This is a genomic window from Streptomyces griseoviridis, assembly GCF_005222485.1.
GTDB lineage: Bacteria > Actinomycetota > Actinomycetes > Streptomycetales > Streptomycetaceae > Streptomyces > Streptomyces hintoniae.
In genome coordinates this window covers 6,447,709-6,474,628 of record NZ_CP029078.1, presented here as the reverse complement: position 1 = coordinate 6,474,628, position 26,920 = coordinate 6,447,709, and the positions used below count along the sequence as shown (strand labels likewise).

20 protein-coding genes are annotated in these 26,920 nt (G+C 71.4%); 6 read left to right on the top strand and 14 right to left on the bottom strand.

The genetic code is table 11. The features are described from left to right. Positions 1-347 precede the first annotated feature (347 nt). Together DDJ31_RS28060 and DDJ31_RS28055 are read right to left on the bottom strand one after the other, a co-directional pair. Positions 348-1,007 (bottom strand): histidine phosphatase family protein, encoded by a 660-nt coding sequence (locus DDJ31_RS28060; RefSeq protein ID WP_127177601.1) that lies wholly within the window; start codon positions 1,005-1,007, stop codon positions 348-350. A gap of 117 nt (positions 1,008-1,124) precedes the next feature. Continuing rightward, on the bottom strand, positions 1,125-1,730 hold the full coding sequence (locus DDJ31_RS28055) for a YdbC family protein (RefSeq protein WP_127177602.1): 606 nt from the start codon (positions 1,728-1,730) through the stop codon (positions 1,125-1,127). Positions 1,731-1,888: 158 nt separating this feature from the next. Here DDJ31_RS28055 and DDJ31_RS28050 point away from each other — a divergent pair, with 158 nt between their 5' ends. Beyond that, entirely contained in the window at positions 1,889-2,422 is a 534-nt protein-coding gene (locus DDJ31_RS28050) for a TerD family protein (protein WP_127177603.1), read from the top strand. Between the two features lie 91 nt (positions 2,423-2,513). Here the strand turns inward: DDJ31_RS28050 and DDJ31_RS28045 are convergent, their stop codons facing one another. Beyond that, positions 2,514-5,402, bottom strand: coding sequence for a vitamin B12-dependent ribonucleotide reductase (locus DDJ31_RS28045; RefSeq protein WP_127177604.1), 2,889 nt, complete (start codon positions 5,400-5,402; stop codon positions 2,514-2,516). Positions 5,403-5,566: 164 nt separating this feature from the next. Then, positions 5,567-6,127, bottom strand: a complete 561-nt coding sequence (gene nrdR / locus DDJ31_RS28040; RefSeq protein WP_127177605.1) for a transcriptional regulator NrdR — start codon at positions 6,125-6,127, stop codon at positions 5,567-5,569. Between the two features lie 700 nt (positions 6,128-6,827). Between nrdR and lexA the strand changes: the two genes are divergently transcribed. Beyond that, positions 6,828-7,601 carry a transcriptional repressor LexA gene (gene lexA / locus DDJ31_RS28035; RefSeq protein WP_127177606.1) on the top strand — a complete coding sequence of 258 codons (774 nt, stop codon included), beginning with the start codon at positions 6,828-6,830 and terminating at the stop codon, positions 7,599-7,601. A 221-nt stretch (positions 7,602-7,822) separates the two neighbouring features. Here the strand turns inward: lexA and DDJ31_RS28030 are convergent, their stop codons facing one another. From DDJ31_RS28030 to DDJ31_RS28020, 3 genes are all read right to left on the bottom strand, one after another. Next, entirely contained in the window at positions 7,823-9,871 is a 2,049-nt protein-coding gene (locus tag DDJ31_RS28030) for an ATP-dependent DNA helicase (RefSeq protein ID WP_171480911.1), read from the bottom strand. A 171-nt stretch (positions 9,872-10,042) separates the two neighbouring features. Next, a complete protein-coding gene (locus tag DDJ31_RS28025) occupies positions 10,043-10,963 on the bottom strand; it encodes a GNAT family N-acetyltransferase (RefSeq protein ID WP_127177607.1) in 921 nt (306 codons plus the stop codon). 82 nt (positions 10,964-11,045) lie between these two features. Continuing rightward, the gene (locus DDJ31_RS28020; RefSeq protein ID WP_127177608.1) at positions 11,046-13,220 is read right to left on the bottom strand and encodes an IucA/IucC family protein; all 2,175 of its coding nucleotides are present in this window, start codon (positions 13,218-13,220) and stop codon (positions 11,046-11,048) included. Between the two features lie 918 nt (positions 13,221-14,138). Between DDJ31_RS28020 and DDJ31_RS28015 the strand changes: the two genes are divergently transcribed. Together DDJ31_RS28015 and DDJ31_RS28010 are read left to right on the top strand one after the other, a co-directional pair. Further along, positions 14,139-14,978, top strand: coding sequence for a thioesterase family protein (locus DDJ31_RS28015; RefSeq protein ID WP_240678057.1), 840 nt, complete (start codon positions 14,139-14,141; stop codon positions 14,976-14,978). Between the two features lie 187 nt (positions 14,979-15,165). Beyond that, positions 15,166-16,350 (top strand): trypsin-like serine peptidase, encoded by a 1,185-nt coding sequence (locus DDJ31_RS28010; RefSeq protein ID WP_127177611.1) that lies wholly within the window; start codon positions 15,166-15,168, stop codon positions 16,348-16,350. 134 nt (positions 16,351-16,484) lie between these two features. On the opposite strand, the gene hflX is transcribed toward DDJ31_RS28010, so the two are convergent. From hflX to miaA, 6 genes are all read right to left on the bottom strand, one after another. After that, positions 16,485-17,978 (bottom strand): GTPase HflX, encoded by a 1,494-nt coding sequence (gene hflX / locus DDJ31_RS28005; RefSeq protein ID WP_127177612.1) that lies wholly within the window; start codon positions 17,976-17,978, stop codon positions 16,485-16,487. A 194-nt stretch (positions 17,979-18,172) separates the two neighbouring features. After that, positions 18,173-19,891 carry a M1 family metallopeptidase gene (locus tag DDJ31_RS28000; RefSeq protein WP_127177613.1) on the bottom strand — a complete coding sequence of 573 codons (1,719 nt, stop codon included), beginning with the start codon at positions 19,889-19,891 and terminating at the stop codon, positions 18,173-18,175. Positions 19,892-20,059: 168 nt separating this feature from the next. Then, entirely contained in the window at positions 20,060-22,186 is a 2,127-nt protein-coding gene (locus DDJ31_RS27995) for a RelA/SpoT family protein (protein ID WP_127177614.1), read from the bottom strand. 298 nt (positions 22,187-22,484) lie between these two features. After that, the gene (dapF, locus tag DDJ31_RS27990) at positions 22,485-23,354 is read right to left on the bottom strand and encodes a diaminopimelate epimerase (RefSeq protein ID WP_127177615.1); all 870 of its coding nucleotides are present in this window, start codon (positions 23,352-23,354) and stop codon (positions 22,485-22,487) included. 64 nt (positions 23,355-23,418) lie between these two features. Then, positions 23,419-23,934, bottom strand: a complete 516-nt coding sequence (locus DDJ31_RS27985; RefSeq protein WP_127182575.1) for a hypothetical protein — start codon at positions 23,932-23,934, stop codon at positions 23,419-23,421. 103 nt (positions 23,935-24,037) lie between these two features. Further along, entirely contained in the window at positions 24,038-24,976 is a 939-nt protein-coding gene (miaA, locus tag DDJ31_RS27980; protein ID WP_127177616.1) for a tRNA (adenosine(37)-N6)-dimethylallyltransferase MiaA, read from the bottom strand. A 181-nt stretch (positions 24,977-25,157) separates the two neighbouring features. Here miaA and DDJ31_RS27975 point away from each other — a divergent pair, with 181 nt between their 5' ends. Together DDJ31_RS27975 and DDJ31_RS27970 are read left to right on the top strand one after the other, a co-directional pair. Next, positions 25,158-25,466: a hypothetical protein gene (locus DDJ31_RS27975; RefSeq protein ID WP_127177617.1), complete on the top strand. Its 309-nt coding sequence runs from the start codon at positions 25,158-25,160 to the stop codon at positions 25,464-25,466. A 15-nt stretch (positions 25,467-25,481) separates the two neighbouring features. Further along, positions 25,482-25,856, top strand: coding sequence for an antitoxin (locus tag DDJ31_RS27970; RefSeq protein ID WP_127177618.1), 375 nt, complete (start codon positions 25,482-25,484; stop codon positions 25,854-25,856). A gap of 126 nt (positions 25,857-25,982) precedes the next feature. Here DDJ31_RS27970 and DDJ31_RS27965 read toward each other — a convergent pair whose 3' ends face one another. Then, positions 25,983-26,792, bottom strand: a complete 810-nt coding sequence (locus tag DDJ31_RS27965) for a class III extradiol dioxygenase subunit B-like domain-containing protein (protein WP_127177619.1) — start codon at positions 26,790-26,792, stop codon at positions 25,983-25,985. Positions 26,793-26,920: the final 128 nt, after the last annotated feature.

Sequence of the window (26,920 nt, the reverse complement as noted above, 5' to 3'; positions counted from 1 at the left end):
GGCGTCACGGGCAGAGCCGTTGGCCGCGTCGGATCGAATCCCGTTCCTCTCTGCGCCACGAGTGACGACCGCGCGCGGAAGCCTGACGGCGGGCTCCACGACCCCGTCGAAGATCACGCCGCGAAGGTGTCCCGCCCGATCCTGATCGCGTTCGCGAATGACCGCCCGGACAGCGAAGCCAGGGCGGGAGTCCTCACGCGCGGCCCGGCAGAACGCGAGGAGACCTTCGCCCGTTCTACCGAGGTCGGGCAGGGTGTACGGCGTCGAGGGCGGTGCCCGCCGAGCCCGCGTCGGGCGCCGCCAGCGGGTCGATCGGCCGGCGTCAGCGTCGCCGTCGTCGAATCAGCCTATCCAGTGATCCCGTACGGCTCCGGGTCCCTCCACTGGTCGAAGGGACGGTCGAGCGCGTACTTGTCGTCGTCGCCGAGGACGAGCATCCGCATCTCGGCGTTGCCGGGGTTGGACAGCGACTCGAACTCGTCGACCGTCCAGTGGAACCAGCGCATGCAGAACAGCCGCATCGCCAGCCCGTGGGTCACCAGCAGCACGTTCGACGGGTGGTCGGGGGCCTCGAAGCTGCGGTAGAGGCTCTCCAGGAAGCCGCCGACCCGGTCGTACACGTCGGCACCCGACTCGCCCTGGGCGAAGCGGTAGAAGAAGTGCCCGTACGCGTCCCGGTAGCTCTTCTGGAGGCGTACGTCCTCGCGCTCCTGCCAGTTGCCCCAGTCCTGCTCACGCAGCCTGGGTTCCTCGCGCACCCGTATCAGCTCGGGGTCGAGGTGGAAGGCCCGCAGGGTCTGGTGGGTGCGGCGGTACGGGGAGACGTACACGCTGACACGCTCGCGCCCGAAGACCTCGCGCAGCCGCTTCCCGGTCTCCTCGGCCTGCTGCCAGCCCCGGTCGGTGAGGGCGAGTGCGTGGTCGGGTTCGCGTTCGTACACGGTGTCATCAACATTGCCCGTTGACTCTCCGTGCCGGACAAGAACGATGCGCCGTGGTCGTGCCATGCCAAAACAGTAGATCGTGGGAGCCCGGATCGAAGACTCCTGGGGGGTCCGTACGGCGGAGGTCACACATTTCCTGCCCCACGGACCACATCGGTCACTCGCCGCACAGGCCGTTTCTCACACCGTCCAGGAGGGCTCCAGCTCCACGATGTCGCCGGTCATGGCCGCGACGTCGGCCTCCGTCTGGGCCCGCAGACCGAGTCGCTCCACGCGTTCGGTGCGGTACTTACCGTGTTCGGCGGCGGCCCGCCACATCGACAGGACCATGAACTCGTGTCCCGGCGCCTCACCGAACAGACCGCGGATCATGCCGGGCGATCCGGCCATGGCCGGATTCCAGACCTTCTCCTGCATCAGGGTGAAGTGCTCGACGCGCTCCTCGTGGATCCGGCAGAGGGCCACCCGGACCAGGTCGGCGTCGGTGAAGCGCGGCTCGAAGCCGGTCTTCACGTCGAAGCGGTAGTCGAAGAGCCTGACCTGGGCGTCCTTGAAGGTTCCCGCCTGCGTCGAGGCCAACCGGTCGTGGGAACGGGCCATGAAGGAGTCGTAGAAGGCGCGGCTCTCCCAGAACGCGAAGACATGCGCCACCCCAGGACGCTGCCGGCTCCAGCCCCCGCCCTGTCCCCTGAACCCCGGCTCCCCCAGAAGCCCCGCCCATTTCCGCTGCCCGCGCTCGAAGCCGCGGCGGTCAACCACGGTGCAACGCATCCACTTGACCAGCACCGCGCCATCGTACGGCCCCCGAACGTGGCGCCGGTCACCCTCTGGCGGACAACTGCGCAGCGCAGGGCCGCAGGTGCGTGGGAGGATGGACAATCGGCCTTGTCCACAGGGCAGTTCGGGCCGATCGGCGCGCAGGGGAACGGGGAAGGGGAAGTCTGGTGAACGGCCTCAACAAGGGAATCGGCAAGGTCGAGGTCGCGGTGAAATGGGATCCCAGTCCGGCGGGAGAGCCACCCACCGATCTCGACCTCGTCGCCGCCACCTATCAGGGGAACGATCCGCAGAGCGATCCCGAGTATCTCGTCTACTTCGACAGCCGCTCCCCCGACGGCACCATCTCCCTCAGCCGTGACAGCAAGGACGGCAAGGGCTTCGGCTGGGACGAGGTCATGTCGCTGGAACTGGACCGGCTGAGCGACCGTTACGCGCGCGTGCTGGTCGGTGTCGTCATCCAGCAGCGGGCCGGGGAGCGCACGTTCGCCCGGGTGGCAGGACCGGCGCTGCGCATCCGTGAGGGCTACGACGTCCTCGCGGAGGACGACTTCGCGCACGTCCCGCGGTCGACGGCGGCCACCGTCGCGGAGTTCGTGCGCGACGGCTCCGGCGCCTGGACGTTCCGTCCCGGTGTGCAGGGCTTCGAGGACGACCCCGCCGACTTCGCCCGCATCATGGGGCGGACCCGGCGCTCCTGACACCTCGGACCGCCGGCGCGACACGAGGCGCCGCACGAAGGAGGAGGGGCCCCGACGCGTGTCGGGGCCCCTCTTCCTCAGTTCCGGTCCGTCAGCTGCAACCGCTGGTCGAGCCGCAGCCCTCGCAGATGTAGCAGGAGCCGGCGCGCTGCATCTTGGTGCCGCACGAGAAGCAGAGCGGGGCGTCGGCCTGGATGCCCAGCTGCATCTCCACCAGCTCCGCGCTGGTGTGGACCTGCTGCGGGACGGCCTTGACCGCCTCGGCGCGCGGGGCCTCGACGGCCTTCAGGTCGGTCTGCCGAGGCGCCGACTGGGCCAGGCCCTCGACGTCGACGTCGTCCTCGCTGGACTCGTAGGAGCCCGTCTCCAGGTGGCGCTGGCGCTCCTCGGCGGAGTGGATGCCGAGGGCGGAGCGCGTCTCGAAGGGCAGGAAGTCCAGCGCCAGGCGGCGGAAGATGTAGTCGACGATCGACTGGGCCATCCGCACGTCCGGGTCGTCGGTCATACCGGCCGGCTCGAACCGCATGTTGGTGAACTTGGAGACGTACGTCTCCAGCGGAACGCCGTACTGGAGGCCCACGGAGACGGCGATGGAGAAGGCGTCCATCATGCCCGCGAGGGTCGAGCCCTGCTTGGACATCTTCAGGAAGACCTCGCCGAGACCGTCGTCCGGGTAGGAGTTGGCGGTCATGTAGCCCTCGGCGCCGCCGACCGTGAAGGACGTCGTGATGCCGGGACGGCCCTTGGGGAGGCGCTTGCGGACCGGGCGGTACTCGATGACCTTCTCGACCGTCTCGCGGATGGTCGCCTCGGCCTTCGCCGTGACCTCGGTCTTCTCCTTCTCCTTGGTCTTCGCGGAGAGGGGCTGGCCGACCTTGCAGTTGTCGCGGTAGATCGCGAGCGCCTTGACGCCCATCTTCCACGCCTCGAAGTAGACCTCTTCGACGTCCTCGACGGTCGCCGTCTCCGGCAGGTTGACCGTCTTGGAGAGCGCGCCGGAGATCCACGGCTGGATCGCGGCCATCATGCGGACGTGGCCCATCGCGGAGATGGAACGCTCGCCCATCGCGCAGTCGAACACCTCGTAGTGCTCGTGCTTGAGGCCGGGGGCGTCGACGACATTGCCGTTGTCGGCGATGTGGGCGACGATCGCCTCGATCTGCTCCTCCTGGTAGCCCAGGCGGCGCAGGGCCTGCGGGACGGTGCCGTTGACGATCTGCATCGAGCCGCCGCCGACCAGCTTCTTGAACTTGACCAGGGCGAGGTCGGGCTCCAGGCCGGTGGTGTCGCAGGACATCGCGAGACCGATGGTGCCGGTCGGGGCGATGACGGACGCCTGCGCGTTACGGAAACCGTTCTTCTCACCGAGGCGCAGGACGTCCTGCCAGGCCTCCGTGGCGGCGGCCCAGATCGGCGTGTCCAGGTCGTCCACGCGGACGGCCGCGCCGTTGGCGTCGGAGTGCTGCTTCATGACGCGCAGGTGCGGCTGGGCGTTGCGGGCGAAGCCGTCGTACGGGCCGACGACCGCGGCGAGTTCGGCGGAGCGCTTGTACGACCTGCCGGTCATCAGGGAGGTGATCGCGCCGGCCAGGGCGCGGCCGCCGTCGGAGTCGTAGGCGTGGCCGGTCGCCATCAGCAGGGCGCCGAGGTTGGCGTAGCCGATGCCGAGCTGGCGGAAGGCGCGGGTGTTCTCGCCGATCTTCTGGGTGGGGAAGTCCGCGAAGCAGATGGAGATGTCCATCGCGGTGATGACCAGCTCGACGACGTTGGCGAAGCGCTCGGCGTCGAAGGACTGGTGGCCCTCGCCGTCGTCCTGGAGGAACTTCATCAGGTTGAGCGAGGCGAGGTTGCAGGACGTGTTGTCCAGGTGCATGTACTCGCTGCACGGGTTCGAGCCGTTGATCCGGCCGGACTCCGGGCAGGTGTGCCAGCGGTTGATGGTGTCGTCGTACTGGATGCCCGGGTCGGCGCAGGCCCAGGCGGCTTCGGCCATCTTGCGGAACAGGGACTTGGCGTCGACCTCTTCGATGACCTCGCCGGTCATCCGCGCGCGCAGGCCGAACTTCTCGCCCTGCTCGACGGCCTTCATGAAGTCGTCGTTGACGCGCACCGAGTTGTTGGCGTTCTGGTACTGGACGGACGTGATGTCGTCGCCGCCCAGGTCCATGTCGAAGCCCGCGTCGCGCAGGGCGCGGATCTTCTCCTCTTCCTTGACCTTGGTCTGGATGAAGTCCTCGATGTCGGGGTGGTCGACGTCCAGGATGACCATCTTGGCGGCGCGGCGGGTGGCGCCACCCGACTTGATCGTTCCGGCGGAGGCGTCGGCGCCGCGCATGAAGGAGACGGGACCCGAGGCGTTGCCGCCGGAGGAGAGCAGTTCCTTGGAGGAGCGGATGCGGGAGAGGTTCAGGCCCGCGCCCGAGCCGCCCTTGAAGATCATCCCCTCTTCCTTGTACCAGTCGAGGATCGACTCCATGGAGTCGTCGACGGACAGGATGAAACAGGCGGAGACCTGCTGGGGCTGCGGGGTGCCCACGTTGAACCAGACGGGGCTGTTGAAGCTGAAGACCTGGTGCAGGAGGGCGTAGGCCAGCTCGTGCTCGAAGATCTCGGCGTCGGCGGGCGTGGAGAAGTACTTGTGGTCCTCTCCGGCCTTCCGGTACGTCTTCACGATGCGGTCGATCAGCTGCTTGAGGCTGACCTCGCGCTGCGGGGTGCCGACGGCACCCCGGAAGTACTTGCTGGTGACGATGTTGACCGCGTTCACCGACCAGAAGTCGGGGAACTCGACGCCACGCTGCTCGAAGTTGACCGAGCCGTCGCGCCAGTTGGTCATGACGACGTCCCGGCGGTCCCACGTCACCTCGTCGTACGGATGCACGCCGGGGGTGGTGTGGATGCGGTCGATGCGCAGGCCCTTGGTGGTCTTCGCGCCCTTGGCGCGGGAACCTCGTGCCGGACCGCTCGCCGTCTCTGTCATGCCGCCTCCCTGTACGGGCTGAAACGCCCCGAAGTGCCGCGTTGTTCCCGTGGCACGGTGTTCTGTCTGATGTCGCGGGACACGCGTGAAGCGGCCCACGGCAAGTCTTGGATCGCCGCCGCGCGGCCAGAATCAGGGCGTCCGCCCTGTTTTTGGTCCGTCGATCAGTCGGCGACGCGGGCGGGCTCGGGGACCTTCACGGTCCCGCCCTGTCCACCGTCGTTCTTCTTGGTCCCGGTGGGCGCGTCCGCGCGGTCCTCGTCGTCCGCGGCGGCGCGGCGGGTCTCCTCCCGGAGTTCCGCGATGGCGGACTCGAAGTCCTCCAGCGAGTTGAACGCCCGGTAGACGGAGGCGAAGCGCATGTACGCGACGAGGTCGAGCTCCTGCAGCGGACCGAGTATGGCCAGCCCCACGTCATGAGTGGTCAGCTCGGCGCTCCCGGTGGCGCGCACCGCTTCCTCGACCCGCTGGCCGAGTTGGGCGAGCGCGTCCTCGGTGACCGGCCGCCCCTGGCACGCCTTGCGCACGCCGTTGATGACCTTGGTGCGACTGAAGGGCTCGGTGACTCCGGAGCGTTTCACCACCATGAGCGAACACGTCTCGACGGTGGTGAACCGTCGCGAGCAGTCCGGGCACTGGCGGCGCCTGCGGATCGACGTGCCGTCGTCCGTCGTACGGCTGTCGACGACCCGGCTGTCGGGATGCCTGCAGAAGGGGCAGTGCATGAACTCCCAACCCTCCTCACAGCAGACTCATGGGCCTCGCCGGATGTTCCGAACTCCGCGAAGCAGTCCCCAGCATAGGCGATCGCCGACGCTTCGCGGACCGGGGGGACCACAACTTCTGGGCCGCCTCCGCAATCCAACCACTAGATGTGGGGATCGAGCCACATAAACACGCCGTACGCGCGCGTGTCGGGCCCCAGCACGCGGGCCTGCGCGGGCCGGGCGACCCCGCCCTGACGGGGCCCGCACCCGCCGCACGAGGGCCCCGTCAGGCCCGACGCGAGCGCCCTGACCGCCGCACGGAGAGAGGTACGACCACACCTCTGCGACGCCTACGAAGACGCCCCCTGCGACGCCTACGGAGACGCCCTCTGTGACGCTTACGGAGATACCGGGCGCCGCAGGGAGGGGCCGTGCGGCTCCGGCACAGATGAGGTCCGGTCCGCGGCTGGCCGGGCACCGGATGGCAGACTGAGCCGACAACCCGCGAGGCCACGGGCCTGGCGGCGGAGACCCCCGGAGCCCCAAACCGCACCCTCCCGCGGGGACCGCTCCGCCCGTCGGGCAGCGCGCCAGCCATACACCCAGACGCCTGATCACGGCAGTGGATCCGCGTTTTTTCACTCGAACGTGTGTTTGGCGCAACCTTTCGAAAGCAACTACCGTTGTCCAGCCAGGGAGACCATCGAGAGGGGCCGACGTGACCACCACCGCAGACAGTGCCATCACTGCCCAGGACCGCTCCCAGGGCCGACTCGAGCCGGTGCATGCGATGAACGACATGAATCCCGAGGGGCACAAGCGCTCACTACCGGGCCGACCTCCTGGCATCCGGGCGGACAGCTCAGGACTCACCGATCGGCAACGCCGCGTGATCGAGGTGATCAGGGACTCGGTGCAACGACGCGGCTACCCACCATCGATGCGGGAGATCGGACAGGCGGTCGGCCTGTCCAGCACCTCCTCCGTCGCCCACCAGCTGATGGCGCTCGAACGCAAGGGCTTCCTGCGCCGCGATCCGCACCGCCCGCGCGCCTACGAGGTGCGCGGCTCGGACCAGGCATCGTCGGCGCAGCCCACCGACACCGCCGGGAAGCCGGCCGCGTCGTACGTACCGCTGGTCGGCCGGATCGCCGCCGGTGGCCCGATCCTCGCGGAGGAGTCCGTCGAGGACGTCTTCCCTCTCCCTCGCCAACTGGTCGGTGACGGTGAGCTGTTCGTGCTGAAGGTCGTCGGCGACTCGATGATCGAGGCCGCGATCTGCGACGGCGACTGGGTCACCGTCCGCCGTCAGCCGGTCGCCGAGAACGGTGACATCGTGGCGGCCATGCTCGACGGCGAGGCCACCGTGAAGCGGTTCAAGCGCGAGGACGGCCATGTCTGGCTCCTCCCGCACAACGCGGCGTACGAGCCGATCCCTGGCGACGACGCGACCATCCTCGGCAAGGTCGTGGCGGTCCTGCGTCGCGTCTGACGGCCACAGCGGGCGGGCGCTGAGCGCCGCCTCGCTCCCTGACCGGGCCCCGGAACCCCTGCGCCGGTTCCGGGGCCCTGTGCTGTCCTGATCCACAGGAGACACGGACGGGGAGACACGGGGTCGCGCGCGCACACAGGGGGACTCGCGGAGTCACGGGGTGACGCGGGGAGGCAGTGGGTGGCTGCGGCGCGACCGCGACCGCGGCCACCCACTCCCGCTCACTCGCTCTCGGTGACGGACTCGACGCCGGCGTCAGCGTCGGCGTCGTTCTCGGTTCCGGTCCTGACGTCGGCTGCCGCCTCCGCCTGCTTCGCCACCGCGTCGATCGCCGCCAGCGACCTGCGGACCTGGTTACGGTCCGTGGTGTACCAGAAGTCCGGCAGTGACGCCTTCAGATAGCTGCCGTAGCGGGCCGTCGCGAGGCGCTGGTCGAGCACGGCGACGACACCGCGGTCACCCGAGGCCCTGACCAGACGGCCGGCGCCCTGCGCCATGAGCAGCGCGGCATGGGTGGCGGCGACGGCCATGAAGCCGTTGCCGCCGTTCTCCTCGACGGCCTTCTGCCGGGCGCTCATCAGCGGGTCGTCCGGCCTCGGGAACGGGATCTTGTCCATGACGACCAGCTGGCAGCTGGGCCCGGGGACATCGACGCCCTGCCAGAGCGAGAGCGTGCCGAAGAGGCAGGTACGGGGGTCCGCGGCGAAGTTCTTGATCAGCTCGCCGAGTGTCTCCTCGCCCTGGAGCAGGATCGGGAACTCCGGGATCCGCGACCGCAGTTCCTCGGCGGCGAGCTGCGCGGCGCGCATCGACGAGAAGAGGCCGAGGGTGCGGCCCCCGGCCGACTGGATCAGCTCCGTCAGCTCGTCGAGCATGTCGCCCCGGTCGCCGTCCCGCGCGGGGCGCGCGAGGTGTTTGGCGACGTACAGGATGCCCTGCCTGGGGTAGTCGAACGGCGAGCCGACGTCGATGCCCTTCCACTGCGGGACGTCGTCGCCCTCCGTGCCCTCCGGGGCGAGGCCGAGGGAGGCGCCGACGCCGTTGAAGTCGCCGCCGAGCTTCAGGGTCGCGGAGGCGAGGACCACGGAGCGGTCGGTGAACAGCTTCTCGCGCAGCAGCCCCGACACCGACATCGGGGCGACCCGCAGAGAGGCGCCGAAGCGGTCGTGGCGCTCGTACCAGACGACATCCCACTCCGAGCCGTTCGCGACGCGCTCCGCCACGTCGTGGACGCTCTCCACGGACGCCAGTGCCTGCTTGCGGACCGCGTCCTCGTCCTGGACGGACTTGTCGCGGGTCGCGCCGATCGCGGAGATCACCGTACGGCTGGCGTCCCGCAGGGCCATCAGCGCGTAGCCGAGGTCTTCCGGGATCTCCTCCAGCCGGCCGGGAAGCGCCAGTTCCATCAGCCGCTCGAAGCCCTCGGCGGCGGTCTGGAGCTGGTCGGCGGCCTTCTCGTTCACGAGCTTCGCGGCCCGGCGCACGGCACGGTTGACCTGGCCGGGGGTCAGCTCGCCGGTGGCCACGCCGGTGACCCGGGAGACCAGTTCGTGCGCCTCGTCGACGATCAGCACCTCGTGCGGCGGGAGGACCGGGGCGCCCTCGATGGCGTCGATCGCGAGCAGCGCGTGGTTGGTGACGACGACCTCGGCGAGCTTCGCCCGCTCGCGGGCCATCTCCGCGAAGCACTCGGCGCCGTAGGCGCACTTGGTCGCGCCCAGGCACTCGCGGGAGGAGACGGAGACCTGCGCCCAGGCCCGGTCGGAGACGCCCGGGGTCAGACCGTCGCGGTCGCCGGTCTCCGTCTCCTGCGACCAGTCGCGCAGCCGCAGCAGGTCCTGGCCGAGCTTGCTGGTGGGGGCCGCGGCCTCGAACTGGTCGAAGAGACCCTCTTCCTCGTCCTGCGGCATGCCCTCGTGCAGACGGTGCAGGCACAGGTAGTTCGACCTGCCCTTGAGCATGGCGAACTCGGGGCGTCGGCGCAGCAGCGGATGCAGGGCGTCGACGGTGCGCGGAAGGTCCCGCTCGACGAGCTGACGCTGGAGGGCGAGGGTGGCTGTCGCCACGACGACCCGCTCCCCGTGCGCGAGCGCGGGCACGAGATAACCGAGCGACTTTCCGGTGCCGGTGCCGGCCTGGACCAGCAGATGGGAACCGTCGTCGATCGCCTCTGCGACGGATTCGGCCATGGTCACCTGGCCGGGGCGCTCCGTACCGCCGACGGAGGCGACGGCGGCATGCAGGAGTTCGGGGAGTGAGGGCTTCGTCATAGCGCGACCACCCTACGGCCCGGCACTGACAAAGGGGCGATCAAGGCTTGGACGGGGGGCGGGATCAGGACCGGCCGCTCGCGGGATCGGCCTCGAAAAAATTTTGGTGGCGCGGGAACCGGCGGGCACGGCCGTCCGTTTGACTCATTGCGACGACGCGATTGCACAGCGTCACAGGGCATGGCGTAGGGCTCGTTCTCGGATCATGAGGGCGGCTCGCTTGGCGGGGAGGTCGGCCTCCGCCGAGAAGCGGAAACCAGCGGTCAGGAACGCGGAGATGGAGGGGGTGTTGCGAAGGTCGGGTTCGGCGACGACCCGAGCGCAGGAGCGTCGGTTGCCGAGGACGAGGTCGGACACGGCTCGGATCAGCGCGCCGCCCACTCCACGGCCTCGATCGGGGGCGCCGCCGATGAGGAGATGGATGCCGGTGTCATGGGGCCGGGCTGGATAGTGCCGGGCCAGCGGGTCGAGGTCCGCACGGTAGATCTCCCAGTAGCTCATGGGGATGCCGTCCAGCACGCCGAGGCACGGGACGCTCCGTCCGTCTCCGTCCAACTGGGTACGGACGTGATTCGCGGTCACGTGCGGGGGACCTGCCAGCTCCCAGAACTCCGCGACGGCCGGGTCGTTCATCCAGCGGCTGATCAAGGGGACGTCGCGGTCGATGCGGACCGGGGCGAGGTGGAGGGCACCGGCGGGCGTGGATACCGGGGCCCAGGTGGCGATGTGGTCGAGCAGGTCTTCGGTGGCCGTGGACATGGGCGTGGCTCCGGCTCCGGCTCCGGCTCCGGCTCCGGCTCCGGCTCCGGCTCCGGCTCCGGCTCCGGCTCCGGCTCCGGCTCCGGCAGAGGGAAACCTGCCGACGGAGGGCATCGCACCGGCCGAGGGGACCGCGCCGGCGGAGTGAGTCACGGTGGCGCGGGGAGTGGTCGCGGCTTCGTAGAGGGTGAGGAGTTCGCCGGTCAGACGTAGGTCGAGGGTCTCCTCGTTGTCCGTGCTCGCGCCGGGATCGCGTTGGTTCGTAGGGGAGTCGCGGGAGCTGAAGGGGGTGGAAGCGGGATCGACGGCGGCGTCGGCATCGGTGGGAGGCATGGCGGCGCTCCTCTCGGAAGGCGGGCCGAGGCGGTGACCCGGCGCGAACAGACAGGTAGTGGGGAGGGGTTGGGGATGACCGTCAGGAATGGAGGGGGTTGGCGATGGTGACGTAGACGGACTGGGTCTCGACCGGGCCGACGAGTTCGTCCAGGCCGCGCAGTCGGGTCAGGAGATTGGCCTTGCAGCGCAGGACCGGTGAGTCGAGGAGGTGGTCGGTGAGTGCGGTGCGGAGCCGGGCGGGGCCTGAGGCGGCCTCGGTGAGAAAACGTCGGAATGCCGCGAGCAACAGTCCCTCGTCCGCAAGGCGTTGGGAGCCGAAGGCGCCGATGAGGCCGAGGACGTTGTTGATCCCGAGGTAGTAGACGAAGCGTTCGTCGGCCACCTGGTCCGGGACGAAGGTGTCGCTCGCCAGGCCGATGCCGGGCAACTGGGCGTCGAGTTCGGCGCGGTGGGACTCTCGGAAGTAGTAGCCCTGGTTGTCGCGGTAACGCCCGCCCTTGGGCCAGCCGTCGGCGTCCAGCAGGACCAAGGTGTTCTGCTGGTGGGCCTCCAGTGCGATACCGGCCTCCGAGTCGAGCCACAGCACGGGGCGGACGACGTGTTCGAGGTAGCGCAGGAACCACTCGGCGGAGACGGCCCCTCGCGGGCGGCCGGTGCGGGCGGCGAGGCGGGTGACGATGTCGGCGAGCCGGGATCGCGGGGCGCCCACAGCCGTCTCCAGACGTCGGGCCGACGAGCCGAGCGCGTGGGACAGGTGCACCGGGTGGGTCGCATGCGTCGGGTGCATCGAGTGGGGCGCGGGCGTCGAGGGCGTCTGATGTGCCAGGTGCACTGAGTGTGCCGGGTGCACTGGGTGTGCCGGGTGCACTGGGTGTGTCGGGTAGGCCGGGTATGACGGGTGGGCCGGGTATGACGGGTGGGCTGAGGGTGCCGGGGGCGCTGCGTGGGCCGTCGGTAGGAGGGCGGTCAGGCCGGCGACGCAGGTGACGTCGTCGGACGGGGCGAACGGGTTGTGCCGGATCACCACGTCGAGTCCGGACAGCGGGTCACCGCCTGGTGTGTCGACGGCGAGCCAGGCCGGGTCGCGGACGATGTCGAAGTCCGGGTGGACGGAGTGCCATCGCGTGGACAGGCCGGCCCGGAGCAGGCGGTGGACCTCCAGGCCCCGGTGAAGTTCCTTGCGGAGGTTCTCGCGCCGGGAGTTGGTGATGCGCAGGGCCAGCGACAGTTTCAGCATGGCGGGGGCGCCCGTCCGGTGGACGGTACGGAGAGAGGAGGTGGGGTGCCACGGTGAGCCGAGGGGGCCGAGGTCACGGAGGAGGCCGGCGTCGAACAGGGCGGCGATCGGCGGGCGTTGGCGGGCTTCGCGGAGTTGCCAGGGGTGGACGGGCAGGATCGCGTGGCCGTCCGGGAGTTGGGGTCGGGACGGGGAGCCGTCCAGCGCCAGACGTTCGGTGAGATGAGAGGCCGGGACAAGGCGGCCGCGTTCGGTCCAGGCCGAGTCCGAGGCGAGTACGGACGGGTCGACAGCCAACCAGTGGAGCGGGAAGGAGCCTCGGCACTCCGCCGAGTACAGGGCGGCCTCTGCGTCGGTGAGACCTTCGCGACTCTTCGGGGTCGGGTGGAGCGGGTGCCCGAGGAGAAGTGACTGCTCGGCGGAGAGGAAGCGGTCGGGGCCGTCGTCGGGGTGTTCTCGGCGGTCGGTGACGAAGGTGGCGGTACGGCGGAGGGAGTCGGCGACGCGGGCGACCAGGTCCGGGGCGGAGACGGAGGTGGATGCGGATGTGGAGATGGGGGTGGGGGTGGATGCCGACGCGAGGCCAGAGGTGGAGGTGGCGAGGGTGTCGGTCCTCGGCTCCGTGGCGGTGGTCTCGCGGGCGAGCAGGGCGGCGAGGGTGACGGCGTCGACCGGCGGTGACTGGCTGGGGGCGCCGACGAGTTGGGGCAGCCCGAAGCGGTGCGAGCCGGTCGGCGACCAGTAGTGGATCGGGACCAGGAGGGCTGCGGCACTGGCCGGCAGTTCGATGCGGAGGGTGGCGCCGTCCTCGGGCGCCGGCAGGCCGGCCTCGCGTACCCAGCAGCGCAGCAGGTTCTCGACGGCGGCGGCACCGGCCACGGTGGCCGGGTCCGGGTGGGCCAAGAGGTCAGTGTGGTGCGGGAGTTCGGAAGCGGGCACGGCTCGTCGATGCTGTCCGGGCACCCGGTGGGCCGAGGGAGCGGAGGCGTCCGTGCGGGAGGCGGGGGCGGTGTTCAAGAGGGTTCCTTGAGATGTGGGGGGGTGGGAGGAGCTGGGGTGCTGCGTGGGTGGGGGAAACGACTCAGATGGGCGGGAGTTGGGAGCTGGGACGGTCGGGGCGGTGGGCCGATCGGGGCGCTGGGGGCAGTCATCCCGTCGTCGCCCTTGTCTCTGCCTCGCTGGGCATCAAGCAACAGAACTGCTGGGCGCGGGAGTTCGGCGCTGTCGGTGTCGTCGGAGCCCTGTCCGCAAGGGAGGGCGGAGGTTCGGCCGGTGGCAGCGTCGGCGAGACGGAGAGTCCCGGACGCGGCAGCGGCTTCCCGGACCCGGCCCACATCGACGCCGACGCTGACCCCGACGCCGACCCCGACGCCACCGCGGCCCCCGACGCCCATGCCGACCCCGACGCCACCGCAGCCTCCGACGTCGGTGCCGACCTCGACATCCATACCCGCGGCCGTCCCCGTACCGGCACCGGTGCCGGCGCCCGTATCGGTGCCGGTGTCATCCTGAAGACCTCCACCGCCCCGCCAGGCAGGCACCCCCGATATGCGGACTCGGCCACGTTTCCGATCCTCCCGCCGTCCTGGGCGAGCCGACGCCTCACAGGGGTCCGGCGTCTCCCGTCGCCGTTGCCCGCGTCCCGCTTCGCCACCACCGTCGGGGGACCGCACACGACAGCAAGCCCCCACCGCTAGCAACCCCGGACCGCGCACCTGGTTACGGGTGACCTCGAACCTTGTCGAGCCCTTGACCGCCGGAGGGCGACCTCTCCGCTCCCCCGCCCGCGTCTCGCCCTCCCTCCCCCGACCCCCTCCGCGCCCCTCCTCCTCCCCCATGGCCGCTCCCGCCGGGTCGCCTCCCCGGCGCCGAGTCGGGGTTGGCACCCTGGTTCCTGTTGGTCAATCGAACGCCCACGCCCGAGGAGAACCGAACGTGCACGCCTCCCCCCAAGCCAGTACCGGACTCACCGTCCCCGGCAGCTACTTCGAACGCATCGATGAGCTGCGGTACAAGCCGACTCCGCACGCGGGCGGGGCCTGGGATCCCGACGAGCAGCACTTCAGTCCCCTGGGCGGCCTTGTGGCGCATGTTCTGGAGGAGCACGCGGCGGCGAGCGGGCAGGGGCTCGTGGTCTCCCGGATCAGTTACGACATCCTCGGGCGGCTCGCGCTCGACGAGTGCGAGATCGAGGTGGAGACCATCCGGCCGGGGCGGACCATCGCGCTGGTGGAGGCCGTCGTGCGGATCGGCGGGCGGCCGGTGGTCAGGGCCCGAGCCTGGCTGCTGGCCGAGTGGGACACCGGGGCCGTCGCGGGCGGCGCCAGCCCGCGTCTCACGCCACCCGACGCGCTCACCCCGTGGCGCATGTCCGAGCTGTGGCCCGGTGGTTACATCGCCTCCATCGACGTCCGGCCGGTCGCGCCGCCCACGCCGGGCCGAGCGACGACCTGGATCTCGACGCCGCTCGACCTGGTCGCCGGGGAGCAGGCGGGCCCGCTCGCGTCGTACCTGGCGCTGGTCGACACGGCGAACGGCATCGCCGTCAGGCAGTCGCCGACCGCGTGGATGTTCCCGAACGTCGACCTGACCGTCCACCTGCACCGCCGGCCGACCGGGCCCTGGACGGGGTTGGACACGACCGTCACCTGGGGCCCGTCCGGGCAGGGGCTGACCAGCACGGTGCTGCACGATGTGAACGGTCCGGTCGGCCGTGCCGAACAGCTCCTCACCGTCCGGCCGTTGCCCGGCGCCCAGGCCAACTCGCCTGCCTGACAAGGGAGGTTGTTGACGTACGTTCGGACGGGACAGGGGAAGGTGGGCCGTAGCTGAACCGTTGCCGTTCCGTGGGAACGCCCCCACAGCGAGCGCATAGTCTGTGATGCCGTTCGACAGGACACCGTGTCTCGGCGCGGGGTCCCGGAACAGCCTTGGAACAGAACATCTCAGGGGGACTCACAGCATGCGATCCACCAGGCCGTCTCTGGCCGTCGTCGCGCTCGCCTCGGTGCTGGCGTTGACCGTCACCGCGTGCGACTCGGGTGACACCACCGCGGACGGCCGGGCGTCCGCCTCCGCGAGCGCCGCCGGTACCGGGAGCGACGGCAAGATAAGGATCCCGGACGACCTGCGGGACAAGCTCAAAGAGCACGGGATCGACATAGACAAGTGGAAGAACGGCGCCTGGAAGAACTGGGACCGCGAGGACTGGCTGCGCGAGGCGGACGAGTTCGTCAACCCGATCATCAAGGGCCTGTGGAACCCGGATCGGATGCGTGACGCCGACGGCCGGAACAAGGGCGTCGACACCAACGACATATCCGGCGACCAGGGGGTGACCGACCCGGCGCCCGCTCCGGTGGTCGCACGGGCCGTCGCGCCGAGCTACCACGCCAACGCGGCCACCGCGGGCAAGGTGTTCTTCGACTCCCCCGAGGGCACGATGGTCTGCTCGGCGACGGTGGTGGCGGACCCGGCGCACCCGGGCAAGTCCAACCTGGTCTGGACGGCGGGGCACTGTGTGCACGCCGGCAAGAAGGGCGGCTGGTACCGCAACGTCGCCTTCGTGCCGTCGTACAACGACGCGGGGCGTACGGAGGGCCAGTTGGAGAACGCCACCCGGGAGCAGGTCGCTCCGTTCGGCGTCTGGTGGGGTGACGGCGCGCAGACCTCCCGGCAGTGGATCGCGCAGGGCGGCGAGACCGGTGGCGACGGCGCCTCCTACGACTTCGCCGTCATCCATGTGACGCCGGAGAAGGGCGGTGACGGCAAGTCGCTCGAGGAGACGGTCGGCGCGGCCCTGCCGGTGGACTTCAACGCGCCCGCCGTGCCGAAGGTTTCGAGCATCACCGCGACCGGCTATCCGGCGGCGAAGCCGTTCGACGGGCAGAAGCTGTACCAGTGCCAGGACCGGCCGGGGCGGCTGTCGATGGCCACCTCGGATCCGACGATGTACCGCATCGGCTGCACCATGACCGGCGGTTCCTCCGGTGGCGGCTGGGTGGCGACGGGGTCGGACGGCAAGCCCGCACTGGTCTCCAACACCTCGATCGGACCGGTGACTTCGGGCTGGCTGGCCGGACCGCGCCTCGGTGACGTGGCCAAGGGCGTCTACGACTCGGTGAGCAAGAAGTTCGCCGGACGGTGAAGCTACGCCGAGCGCCCGGCCGGAACGAATCCAGCCGGGCGCTCGGCGCAACTCCAGCGTGGAGCACGCGACTTCACCTCGGAGCGTGCGGCACCTTCCCGGAGCGGGCACGTCCCAGAGCGTGCCGCTCCAGGTCAGGCCAGTGGCGCCGGCGTGTACGGTGCCAGTTCCGCCGCCAGTTCCTCGTGCACCCGCGCCTTGAGCAGGGTGCCCTCCGGGGTGTGCTCCTCGGAGATCACCTCGCCCTCGTCGTGGGTGCGGGCGACCAGCTTGCCGTGCGTGTACGGCACCAGCGCCTCGATCTCGACGGACGGCCTCGGCAGCTCGTTGTCGATGAGCGCGAGCAGTTCCTCGATGCCCTGGCCGGTGCGGGCCGAGACGGCGATCGACCGGGTCTCGACGCGCATCAGCCGCTGGAGCGTCACCGGATCCGCCGCGTCCGCCTTGTTGATCACGACGATCTCGGGTACGCCGGTGGCGCCGACGTCCCTGATGACCTCGCGCACGGCGGCGAGCTGCTCCTCCGGAGCCGGGTGCGAGCCGTCCACCACGTGCAGGATCAGATCGGACTCGCCGACCTCCTCCATGGTGGAGCGGAACGCCTCGACCAGGTGGTGGGGCAGGTGCCGGACGAAGCCGACGGTGTCCGCCAGCGTGTACAGGCGGCCGCTGGGCGTCTGGGCCCGGCGGACGGTCGGGTCCAGGGTCGCGAACAGCGAGTTCTCGACCAGGACACCGGCGCCCGTGAGGCGGTTGAGCAGGGACGACTTGCCCGCGTTGGTGTAGCCCGCGATGGCGACGGACGGCACCCGGTGGCGCTTGCGCTCTTGGCGCTTGATCTCGCGGCCGGTCTTCATCTCCGCGATCTCCCGGCGCATCTTCGCCATCTTCTCGCGGATGCGGCGCCGGTCCGTCTCGATCTTCGTCTCACCGGGGCCACGGGTGGCGAGGCCGCCGCCCTTGCCGCCGCCCATCTGCCGGGACAGCGACTGGCCCCAGCCGCGCAGCCTCGGCAGCATGTACTGCATCTGCGCGAGCGCGACCTGCGCCTTGCCCTCTCGGGACTTGGCGTGCTGGGCGAAGATGTCGAGGATCAGGGCCGTACGGTCGATGACCTTGACCTTGACGACGTCCTCGAGGTGGATGAGCTGGCCGGGGCTCAGCTCGCCGTCGCAGATGACGGTGTCGGCGCCGGTCTCCAGGACGATGTCCCGCAGTTCGTTCGCCTTGCCCGAGCCGATGTAGGTGGCCGCGTCGGGCTTGTCGCGGCGCTGGATCACGCCGTCGAGGACGAGCGCGCCCGCCGTCTCGGCGAGGGCGGCCAGCTCGGCGAGCGAGTTGTCGGCCTCGTGCACGGTGCCCGTGGTCCAGACGCCGACGAGGACGACCCGTTCGAGCCGAAGCTGGCGGTACTCGACCTCGGTGACGTCTTCCAGCTCGGTGGACAGGCCCGCCACGCGGCGCAGGGCCGCGCGCTCGGAGCGGTCGAACTGGTCGCCGTCCCGGTCTCCGTCGATCTCGTGGCTCCAGGCGACGTCCTCTTCCATCAGGGCATCGGCCCGAAGACCTTCGGCGTAGGTGTGCGCGAAGCGCTGCGAGTCCTGGGAAGGGGATGAAGAGGAGGTCATTGGGTCCTTACGTCGATGGGGATGGAGAGGTGGACGCGGTGTCCGTGACGGCGGCGGGCCGTCACTGTCACAACGCACGAGCGGCCCGGGAGATTCCCCCGGCGGCCCTTACCGTGCGGTGCCTTGCCGACGCGACGATGGTCGCACGGTACGCCCCGTCTCGTCACCGCCTTATTTCCCGGTCCGTGCCCGGCTCAACCGGCCCCGCCGACGGTCACGGGCGACTTCCCGGTCGCCCCGCGCGCCCCGCGCGGCCCGGACACCCCGTGCGTCCCCGGCATCACCCGCGTCCCGACGCCCGCCTGCTTCCCTGACCCAGCCGACCCGGACACGGCCGACTTGCCCGTCCCCACCGACTTCCCGGTCGCCGCCGACTTCCCGGTCCCCTCCCGCGTCCCCGTCCCCGCCGGCTTCCCGGGCGCCGTCGACTTCCAGTCCGGGTGGCCCGGCATCGGCGGGGTCTTCGCGCCGTACAGCCACGCGTCGAAGAAGCCGCCGAGGTCGCGGCCGGCGATGTCCGAGGCGAGGCGGACGAAGTCGGCGGTGGTCGCGGTGGAGTCGCGGTGCCGCTCGACCCAGGCGCGTTCCAGCCGGTCGAAGGCGCGGTGGCCGATCTCCTGGCGCAGCGCGTAGAGGACGAGGGAGGCGCCGTCGTAGACGCTCGGGCGGAAGATGCTGATCTTCTGTCCCGGCGCGGGCGCCTTGGGCCTGGCCGGTGGTCCCCCGGCGGCCCGCCAGGTGTCGGAGGCGCCGTACGCGGCCTTCATCCGGGTCTCCATCGGGCGGTCGGCCTTCTCCTGCGCGTACAGGGTCTCGTACCAGGTGGCGTGTCCCTCGTTGAGCCACACGTCGGACCAGCTGCGGGGGCTGACGCTGTCGCCGAACCACTGGTGGGACAGCTCGTGCACCATGACCGACTCGACGTACCACTTCGGGTAGCCGGGCTCGGTGAAGAGGTCCTTCTCGAAGAGGGAGAGGGTCTGTGTCTCCAGTTCGAAGCCGGTGGACGCCTGCGCCATGAGGAGTCCGTAGGTCTCGAAGGGGTACGGGCCGACCTTGCTCTCCATCCAGGCGATCTGGTCGGGCGTCTTGGCGAGCCAGGGTTCGAGGACGTCGCGGTCCTTGGCGGGGACGACGTCCCTGACCGGGAGTCCGCCGGGGCCCTCGCGGTGGAGCACGCTGGAGCGGCCGATGGACACCTGGGCCAGCTCGGTGGCCATGGGGTGCTTGGTGCGGTACGTCCAGGTGGTGGTCCCGGCGTTCCGGTGGCGGCCGGTGGGCAGGCCGTTGGCCACGACGGTGTAGTCGTCGGGGGCGGTGACCCTGATGGTGAACCTCGCCTTGTCCGACGGGTGGTCGTTGCAGGGGAAGACGAGGTGGGCGGCGTCGGCCTGGTTGGCCATGGCGAGGCCGTCCGCGGTGCGCACCCAGCCGCCGTCCTGGTGGTCGGCGCTGACCGGGTCGCTGGTGTGCCGCACGGTGATCCGGGTCCAGCTGCCCGCGGTCAGCGGCTCCTCGGGGGTGACGACGAGGTCCTCGCCCACGCCGGTGAAGGCGGCCGGTTCGCCGTCGACCTCGACCGACTCGACCGTGCCGTGCGCGAAGTCGAGGTTGATCCGGTCGAGGTCGGTGGTGGTCCAGGCGTCGATGGTGGTGACGGCGGCCAGCGGCTTGCGGTTGTCGCCCGAGTAGGTGAAGTCGAGGTGGTACGCCGTCACGTCGTAGCCGGGGTTGCCGAGGGTCGGGAAGAGGCGGTCGCCGAGGCCGAGCGCGGTGGGCGGCGCGGTCGCGGCGAGCAGCGCGACGGAGACGGCGGAGGCCAGCAGGGCGGCGGCGGTACGGCGGCGGAGCGGGCGGGCGCGGCGGGGCGGGTGTGCGGCGCGGGGCGTCTGGGTGCGAGGGCTGAGCGGCATGGACCACCGCTACCAGCGCGCGCCCCCCGCGCGCGGCCGACGCGCACCCGTACCACCCGAACGGGTCGGCCCGGCCACCGCGTCGACCCGAGGGATGCGCCGTAGCTGCGCGGGGTGATCGTCCCGGCGTCAGGAACCCGTCCGCGTGTCCCTGCCCCGCGAGGGCCGCTACGGCTGGGTCTGTGCGCGGCTCACGTCGTAGACGCCGGGGACGTTGCGCATCGCGCGCATCAGGGTCGGGAGGTGGGCGGCGTCCGGGAGTTGGACGGTGTAGGTGTGCCTGACCCGCTGCTGGCTGGGGGGTTCGACGGTCGCGGAGGAGATCTCGGCGCCCTCGGCGGCCATGGCCTCGGTGAGGTCGGCGAGCAGGTGCGGGCGGACGAACGATTCGGCGACGAGCGTGACCCGGCACTCGGTGGCGTCCCCCCAGCGGACGCCGACCTCCGCGCGCCCCCCGCCCTTCATCCGGGCGACGGCGGCGCAGCCGACCCGGTGGACGGTGACCACGCCGCCGCGCACGGTGAACCCGGTGACGTCGTCGGGCGGTACCGGGGTGCAGCAGCCGGCCAGGCGTACGGTCGCGCCGGGCTGGTCGACGATGACGTTGTCGCTGGTGGGGCGGGGCAGGGCGGGAGGGAACGGGGTGTAGGGGTCGGGGGCGTCGGCGGCGGGGCGCAGCCGGACCTCGGGCTTCTCCTCGCGCTCGGCGGTGTCCTGGCCGGGGTGGGTGGTGAGCCAGCGCTGGATGGCGATGCGGGCGGCCGGGGTGTGGGCGTGCTCCAGCCACTCGCGGGAGGGCTCGGACGCCGCGTCCTGGCCCATCAGGAGCTGGACGGCGTCGCCGTCGTCGAGGACCGTGCTGAGTGTCGCCAGGCGGCCGTTGACGCGGGCGCCGATGCAGGCGTGGGCGTCCTCGCCGTACTGGGCGTAGGCGGCGTCGACGCAGGTGGCGCCCTCGGGGAGGCCGAGGGTGCCGCCGTCGGGGCGGAAGACGGTGATCTCGCGGTCCTGCGCGAGGTCCTCGCGGAGGGTGGACCAGAAGGTGTCGGTGTCCGGCGCGGCCTCCTGCCAGTCGAGGAGGCGGGAGAGCCAGCCGGGCTTGGTGGGGTCGACGCGTTCGCCGTCGGCGGGGTCGTCGGGCGCGGGCGCGTACGGGTTGCCGAGCGCGACGACGCCGGCCTCGGCGACCTTGTGCATCTGGTGGGTGCGGATGAGGACTTCGGTGACCTGGCCGTCCCCGCGGGCAACGGCGGTGTGCAGCGACTGGTAGAGGTTGAACTTCGGTACGGCGATGAAGTCCTTGAACTCCGAGACGACGGGCGTCATACAGGTGTGCAGTTCGCCGAGGACGCCGTAGCAGTCCGCGTCCTCGTTGACGAGGATGAGGAGGCGGCCGAAGTCGGCGCCGCGCAGCCGGCCGCGTTTGCGGGAGACGCGGTGGACGGAGACGAAGTGCCGTGGCCTGATGAGGACTTCGGCGGGGATGCCGGCGTCCCGGAGGACGGCGCGGATCTCGTCGGTGGTCTCGGCGAGCGGGTCGTCGGCGCGGGAGGCGTTCTCGACGATCAGTTCCCGGGTGCGCTGGTACTCCTCGGGGTGGAGGATCGCGAAGACGAGGTCCTCCAGCTCGGTCTTGAGGGCCTGGACGCCGAGGCGTTCGGCGAGCGGGATGAGGAAGTCCCGGGTGATCTTGGCGATGCGCTCCTGCTTCTCGGGGCGCATGACGCCGAGGGTGCGCATGTTGTGCAGCCGGTCGGCGAGTTTGATCGACATCACGCGGACGTCGCTGCCGGTGGCGACGAGCATCTTGCGGAAGGTCTCGGGTTCGGCGGCGGCGCCGTAGTCGACCTTCTCCAGTTTGGTGACGCCGTCGACGAGGTAGCGCACCTCGGCGCCGAACTGGTCGCCGACCTGGTCGAGCGTCACGTCCGTGTCCTCGACGGTGTCGTGGAGCAGGGAGGCCGTCAACGTGGTGGTCTCGGCGCCGAGTTCGGCGAGGATGAGAGTCACCGCGAGGGGGTGCGTGATGTACGGCTCGCCGCTCTTGCGCATCTGGCCGCGGTGCGAGGACTCGGCCAGGACGTAGGCGCGGCGCAGGGGTTCGAGGTCGGCGTCGGGGTGGTGGGCGCGGTGGGCGTCGGCGAGATGGCCGATGGCGTCGGGCAGGCGGTCTCGGGCCGCCGGGCCGAGCAGGGCCGCCCGGCCGAGGCGGCGCAGGTCGATCCGGGCCCGCCAGCGCGCGGCGGACGCGGTCACCGGACCTGGGGTCGCGGGGTTCGTCGCCTCCGCACTCATGGGCACCTCCGGCTGCGTGGACCGGCGGACGGGGTGCCCCAGGGCGGACACGGCTCGGGGGCTGGTATCGGTCCCCCGTCCGGGCCGGTGCTTGATGCTACCGAGCCCATCACGTGCGACTGACCGCCTCTCGCCCAGCGTGAAACGGATCACCCATTCGAGCGAACGTTCACAGGTTTACAGTTTCGCGCCAGGTGCTGGACGGCCCGCCGTGCTTTCCTGCCCCGCGACCGACCAGCAGACTGGCACTCAGTGCCATACGATCCAGTATGCCTGCGATGTCAAGCCACCGACCCGGTCAGCGGGTGGCGTTTTCCAGCCAAGCCAGGTCGATCTCGCCCTCGCCGACGATCACCGCGGGGCCGGTCATCTCGATCTCGCCGTCGGACCGCTCGGTGATCACGAGCGTTCCGCCGGGCACGTCGACCGTGTAGGTCGCCGGGGTCCCGGTGACGGCGGGGTCGGCCGCGTCCCGGCGGGCGGCGGCCACGGCGACGGCGCAGGCGCCGGTGCCGCAGGAGCGGGTCTCGCCCGAGCCGCGCTCGTGGACGCGCATCGCGACGTGCCCGGGGCCGCGGTCGACCACGAACTCGACGTTGACGCCGTCCGGGTAGGCGGTGGCCGGGGCGACCGGCGGCGCGGTGTGCAGGTCGCCGGCGTGCGCGAGGTCGTCGACGAACGCGACCGCGTGCGGGTTGCCCATGTTCACGTGGGTGGCGGGCCAGGAGCGCTCGCCCACCCGCACGGTGACCTCGCCCTCGGGGAGCAGCGCGCGGCCCATGCCGACCGTGACATCGCCGTTCTTGGCGAGGTGGACCGTCTTCACGCCGCCGCGCGTGGCCACCGCGAGGTCGCCCTCGACCGCGTGCCCGGCGCGCTGGAGGTAGCGCGCGAAGACGCGGACGCCGTTGCCGCACATCTCGGCGACGGAGCCGTCGCCGTTGCGGTAGTCCATGAACCACTCGGCCTCGGCCGCCATGCCCCGGGCCTCGGGGTGCGCGGCGGAGCGCACCACGTGCAGCAGGCCGTCCCCGCCGATGCCCGCGCGGCGGTCGCACAGCGCGGCGACGGCGGCCGGGGGCAGGTCGAGGGTGTTCTCCGGGTCGGGGACGATCACGAAGTCGTTCTCCGTGCCGTGCCCCTTGAGGAAGGCGATCCGCGTGCTCATTCCTCGATCGTACGGCCAGGCACCGACAGTCACCGCCGCCGGGAGCGCGGGGCGGAGCGCGCGGCTAGCGCAGGCGGGCCACGCGCCACACCGCGAGGACGACCACCGCGCCCACGACGACGGCGTACGCGAGGACGACCCGCCAGTCGGGGCGACGCCCGGACGCGCGCGCGGGCAGGCCGGGCCAGGTGTGGCCGACGCGGCGGGCGGCCATCATGCCCCAGCCCGCGGCGCAGGAGCAGATCAGCAGCCCCAGCATCGCGATCACGGCGCCGCTGTCGCCGAAGTCGAAGGCGAGCGGGAAGGCGAACATCAGCGAGCCGACCGCGGCCAGGGCCACGATGGGGGCGAGATGCCACAGCCGCAGCCTGCGCTGCGGGCGGAGCTCCACCTCGACCTCGGGGCCGCCCGCGAACATCTCCTCGGGCTCGGGTCCGTCGGCGGTGACCCCGCCCTCGGTGTCGTCGGGACCGTCCGGGCTCAGCCGGTCGGCGTCCTGCTCCGGGTCGAGATCCGGCCCACCGCTGTCGGCGGTGAAGGGCTCGGTTCCTTGTGCGGTGTCGCGAGGGCCGGCCTCCATCGCCACGCGCCCTCCCAACTAGGACTAGGTCGATCGAAGCTCGATGATGGCACGGCCCCGAAGTCCGCGATGACGGCCGGGGCGTCCCGATGCCATGACGTGATCAGGCTGTGACCGGTCGTTCGAGCAACGCCAGTGCGAGGTGCGGAAGTTCCGTGCGATCCGCCGCGGCCCCACTGAGCCAGTGCACCCGCGGGTCCCGCCTGAACCACGAATCCTGACGGCGCGCGAAGCGTTTGGTGGCCCGTACGGTCTCGGTCCTCGCGTCGTCGAGGGTGCACTCGCCGGCCAGCGCGGCGAGCACCTGCTGGTAGCCGAGCGCGCGGGACGCCGTGCGCCCCTCGCGCAGCCCGCGCGCCTCCAGTGCGCGCACTTCCTCGACGAGTCCCGCGTCCCACATCCGGTCCACCCGGCGGGCGATCCGCTCGTCGAGCTCGGGCCGGGCCACGTCGACGCCGATCTGGACGGTGTCGTAGACCGAGTCGTGGCCCGGGAGGTTGGCCGTGAAGGGGCGTCCGGTGATCTCGATGACCTCCAGCGCGCGCACGATCCGGCGCCCGTTGCTGGGCAGGATCGCGTGGGCCGCGCCGGGGTCGGCGGCGGCGAGGCGGGCGTGCAGGGCGCCCGAGCCGCGCAGCGTCAGCTCGTCCTCCAGACGGGCCCTGACCTCGGGGTCGGTGCCGGGGAACTCCAGGTTGTCGACGGCGCCCCGGACGTAGAGGCCCGAGCCGCCGACCAGGATCGGCCAGCGCCCCTCGGCGAGCAGCGCGTCGATCCGCTCCCGGGCGAGCCGCTGGTACTCGGCGACGGACGCGGTGACGGTGACGTCCCAGATGTCGAGGAGGTGGTGCGGGACGCCTCCGCGTTCGTCGGGCGTCAGCTTGGCGGTGCCGATGTCCATCCCCCGGTACAGCTGCATCGAGTCGGCGTTGACGACCTCGCCGCCGAGCCGGTGGGCGAGGAAGACGCCCAGATCGGACTTTCCGGCCGCCGTGGGACCGACGACGGCGATGACTCGGGGGGCGGAAGATGCGCTGCTCACGGGACCAGTCTCGCAAACCCGGAGGGTGCTCCTCGAACGAGCTACGTGACGGCGTCGGAGCGGTGTCGTTGCCCGTTGTGGTTCTCGCCGTCCGGTCCCGACGGACGGCGGGCCGGGGGACGCGTTCGGACGCACCGGACGACGCGGGATCCCACCCGCGCGAGTACCGTAAGGAGTTGATATGGGCGTTTTCGCACGGCTTATCCGGAGGTCGAAGGCTACCGAGGAGGCGGCTGCGGAGGAGACGACGACCGCCGAGGCACCGAGCACCGCGGCCGAGGCCGGGGCCGCGGACGCGGAAGCCGGCGCGGCGGACGCGGCGACGGCCGTCGAGCCGGCGCCGGTGGAGACCGGGGCCGGAGCGGACGCCGAGGTCACGGCGGCGGCCGAAGGCGGTGTGGAGGGGGCCGGTGAGGGTATCGGCATCCCTAAACAGCAGTCCGTCGGACAGGCGACCGACAGTGAAGCCGACGAGGGCGCCCGCAGGTGACAGGGAAGGTGAACCATGGGTCTTCTGGACAACTGGAAAGCCAAGCTCAACCCGGCCAAGGACAAGGTCTCGGACCTCGCGCAGCAGCACGGGGACAAGATCGCTCAGGGTCTGGACAAGGCCGCCAAGGCGGTCGACGAGAAGACCAAGGGCAAGTACAGCGACAAGATCGAGTCGGGAACGGGCAAGGCCAAGGGCGCCGTTGACCGACTCGCGCACAAGGACGGCACCACGGGCCCGACCGACCCGACCCGACCGACGGGCCCGACCGGTTCCACTGGACCGGTTGATCCGTCTGGTCCGGCTGGTCCGGCTGGTTCTGCCGGCCCGACGGGCCCGACTGGTCCCAGCGATCCCACTCGGCCCGGCGGAGCACCTCCGACGCCGTAACGGCCGTTGACACCCCGTACGAGAACGGCGGACGCCCCGGGAGCACAGCAGCTCCGGGCCGTCCGCCGTTCTCGTGCGCGCGGGCGTGCGGGCGGGCGTACGGGCGTGCGGGCGAGGACGCGGAGGTCAGGACCAGCTCGCGACCAGGTAGCCCACGCCGTAGGGCGCGTCCTCGTAGAGGAGACCGCCGGTGAGGTCCGCGCCCTCGGCCGCGCCCGCGAGGACCTGCCAGGGGGCGCGGCCCGCGGCCTTCAGCTCGCGGGCGAGCGGGGCGTCGAGGGCGCGCAGGGCGGCCAGGTCGGCGTCCCGCAGCGCCCGCGCCACGGCCGCGTCGAAGGGCGCGGCCCGGTCGTCGAGATAGCCGGGCGCCTTGAGCGTGCGGCACGCGCTGGCGTCGCCCATCACCAGCAGCGCGACCCGCCGGGCTCGGCCGGCGATGTCCCGCCCTGCCTGAAGGCACCGCTCGGTTTCCGTCGTCTCCTCGACCCCGAGCCCGTCGACCGGGGCGGCGGCCCACCCGACCCGCGCCAGCAGCCAGCCGGCCACGGCCAGGGACGGCGGGAGAGCCCGGCCGGGCCCGGACGTCAGGGCCCGGTCATCGCCGTTCGCGCCGGTCACCCCGGTCCCTCCGGTCCTCCCGGTCCCGCCGTCCTCGGCACTCGCGCCGTTCGGGACGACGTTCTCGACGGTCCCGAGGGTGACGTCGAGGTCGACGCCGAAGCCCCGGAAGGAACCCGGCGTGCCCTGGGGGTGGCGGCCGCGGGTGTCAGCTCCCGCGGGGCCGACGACCACCAGCAGATCGGGCCGGGCGGCGGCGAGCACCCCGAGGGCGTCCGCGCAGGCGGCGCGGGCCGCGTCGAGCTCGGGGGCGGCGCCCGCGGCGACCTCGGGGACGAGAAGCGGCGGACAGGGGCAGACGGCGGCGGCGACAAGCATGATCGGCAGCGTAACCCGGACCGCCGGAACGCCCCGTCCGGTGGGCCCTTCGGACCGCCGTCAGGGCGTCAGGCCGCCGCGTCGGTCGGGCGGGTCAGCCCGGTCGGGCGGGTAGGGCGAGTCAGCCG

What these genes read in the sequence shown, in the direction of transcription:
- DDJ31_RS28000 (WP_127177613.1), bottom strand. Translation starts at nt 19,891, where the DNA reads ATGCCGCTCAGCCCTCGCACCCAGACGCCCCGCGCCGCACACCCGCCC.
- DDJ31_RS28030 (WP_171480911.1), bottom strand. Translation starts at nt 9,871, where the DNA reads ATGACGAAGCCCTCACTCCCCGAACTCCTGCATGCCGCCGTCGCCTCC.
- DDJ31_RS28045 (WP_127177604.1), bottom strand. Translation starts at nt 5,402, where the DNA reads ATGACAGAGACGGCGAGCGGTCCGGCACGAGGTTCCCGCGCCAAGGGC.
- DDJ31_RS28010 (WP_127177611.1), top strand. Translation starts at nt 15,166, where the DNA reads ATGCGATCCACCAGGCCGTCTCTGGCCGTCGTCGCGCTCGCCTCGGTG.
- DDJ31_RS27970 (WP_127177618.1), top strand. Translation starts at nt 25,482, where the DNA reads ATGGGTCTTCTGGACAACTGGAAAGCCAAGCTCAACCCGGCCAAGGAC.
- DDJ31_RS28025 (WP_127177607.1), bottom strand. Translation starts at nt 10,963, where the DNA reads ATGCCTCCCACCGATGCCGACGCCGCCGTCGATCCCGCTTCCACCCCC.
- nrdR (WP_127177605.1), bottom strand. Translation starts at nt 6,127, where the DNA reads ATGCACTGCCCCTTCTGCAGGCATCCCGACAGCCGGGTCGTCGACAGC.
- DDJ31_RS27965 (WP_127177619.1), bottom strand. Translation starts at nt 26,792, where the DNA reads ATGCTTGTCGCCGCCGCCGTCTGCCCCTGTCCGCCGCTTCTCGTCCCC.
- hflX (WP_127177612.1), bottom strand. Translation starts at nt 17,978, where the DNA reads ATGACCTCCTCTTCATCCCCTTCCCAGGACTCGCAGCGCTTCGCGCAC.
- DDJ31_RS28060 (WP_127177601.1), bottom strand. Translation starts at nt 1,007, where the DNA reads ATGGCACGACCACGGCGCATCGTTCTTGTCCGGCACGGAGAGTCAACG.
- DDJ31_RS27985 (WP_127182575.1), bottom strand. Translation starts at nt 23,934, where the DNA reads ATGGAGGCCGGCCCTCGCGACACCGCACAAGGAACCGAGCCCTTCACC.
- DDJ31_RS27995 (WP_127177614.1), bottom strand. Translation starts at nt 22,186, where the DNA reads ATGAGTGCGGAGGCGACGAACCCCGCGACCCCAGGTCCGGTGACCGCG.
- dapF (WP_127177615.1), bottom strand. Translation starts at nt 23,354, where the DNA reads ATGAGCACGCGGATCGCCTTCCTCAAGGGGCACGGCACGGAGAACGAC.
- DDJ31_RS27975 (WP_127177617.1), top strand. Translation starts at nt 25,158, where the DNA reads ATGGGCGTTTTCGCACGGCTTATCCGGAGGTCGAAGGCTACCGAGGAG.